Consider the following 1,767-nt stretch of genomic DNA (forward strand, 5'->3'; position numbering starts at 1 on the left):
CGGATACTGTTGGTTTATTCATCAGCGACGCTGCATACTCCAGGAAGCAGCCCCGAGAGCCACCTTCCTGGAGGGCAGAGAGTTATGTCTATGCACCCCAAACCGATCGGTCCCGTCCCAGAAGATACCGCCCGTGTCGCCAGGGCTGCCTTTCCCAAAGGAACAACCTACATACAGATGCGCGATGCGCTCGGAGCCATCTACGAGGATGAGGACTTCTCAGAGCTCTTCGAGGTGCGCGGACGTCCCGCCATCGCGCCGTGGAGGTTGGCTTTGGTGACGTTGATGCAGTTCTCTGAAGGGCTTTCAGATAGACAGGCGGCGGAAGCTGTACGCGCCCGTATAGATTGGAAGTATGCACTCGGCCTCCAACTGACCGATCCCGGCTTCGACTTCTCGGTGCTCTCGGAGTTCCGTTCGCGGCTGGTTGAAGGCGGTAAGGAAGAGTTGCTTTTGGAGAAGCTCCTTGAGGTGTGCAAGGAGCGCGGCTACCTCAAAGTCCGTGGCAGGCAGCGCACCGACTCGACTCATGTGCTTGGTGCTTTGCGCGTCTTGAGTCAGCTGGAGCAGACGGCGGAGACGATGCGGGCCGCCCTCAACGCTCTGGCAGCCGCAGACCTGGACTGGCTCAGAGAGCACGCCGATCCGAAATGGTTCGAGCGCTACGCCAGGCGCATCGAGGATCAGCGGTTGCCCAAAGGTAAGGAAGCAAGGAAAGAGTACCTGCAAACTGTGGGCGCTGATGGGGCGCGGCTTCTTGCACAGCTCGATGATCCTCACACACCGCGAATTCTAAAGACGCTCGGTGAAGTCGAGATCCTGCGCCAACTCTGGGAACAGCGCTACGTTCAGAGTCCTGAAGGAGAGCTGCGGGCGCGCGACCCAAAAGAGAGGCCTGAAGCCGCCTACTGCATCGAATCTCCCTACGAGACGGAGGTTCGCTACGCTACCAAGCGAGGGATGAGTTGGATTGGCTACAAAGTGCATCTGACGGAAAGTTGCGACGAAGGGCTGCCGCATCTGATCACCAACGTCCACACCACTGCGGCCACCGCCACCGACGTAAAACAGCTTTGTGCCATCCAGGAAGGGCTTGCAAAAAGCGGGCTTCTGCCCGCCGAGCAGTTGGCGGACGCCGCCTACGTCTGTGGCAGCAACCTGGTTTCGAGCCACGCCTGCCGGATCGATCTCATCGGACCGACCTACGAAGATCGCCAGTGGCAGGCAAAAAGAGGCGAAGGCTTCGACGTAGCAAACTTCAGCATTGACTGGGAAAAGAAGGCGGTAACCTGCCCACAGGGGCGGAAGAGCATCCGCTGGTCCGAAACGAAGACGGCTCGGGGTCGAAGTATGATCCACATCGACTTCTCCCCAAATGATTGCGCTGCGTGTCCGAGCCGCCCGTCGTGCACCCGGGCCAAGAACCTTCCCCGCACCCTCACTCTACAGCCAAAAGAAGAGCACGAGGCTATCCAGTTTGCCAGAGAGCGTCAGAAGAGAGAGGATTTTGCTGCCCTCTACTCTCGGAGGGCGGGCATAGAAGGAACGATCTCACAAGGAGTAAGGGCCTTCGGGTTACGTCAAGCTCGCTACCGGGGCTTGAAGAAGACCCACCTGCAAGAACTGGCCACTGCGACGGCGGTTAACGTGGGACGGATCGCTAACTGGCTCAACGGTGTTCCTACCGCCGTAACTCGGCGCTCCCGATTGGCGGCTCTGGCTCCGGTGAGCTGATCGTGGCTCTCCGGCGAATAAACCAACAGTATC

General features: G+C 59.2%; 1 protein-coding gene. It reads left to right on the plus strand.

Going from position 1 to position 1,767, the window contains the following annotated elements:
* Positions 1–84 precede the first annotated feature (84 nt).
* A complete protein-coding gene (locus PJB24_RS15760) occupies positions 85–1,734 on the plus strand; it encodes an IS1182 family transposase (RefSeq protein WP_273847603.1) in 1,650 nt (549 codons plus the stop codon).
* The last annotated feature ends 33 nt before the right edge of the window (positions 1,735–1,767 follow it).

Source organism: Rubrobacter calidifluminis (genome assembly GCF_028617075.1).
Taxonomy (GTDB): domain Bacteria; phylum Actinomycetota; class Rubrobacteria; order Rubrobacterales; family Rubrobacteraceae; genus Rubrobacter_E; species Rubrobacter_E calidifluminis.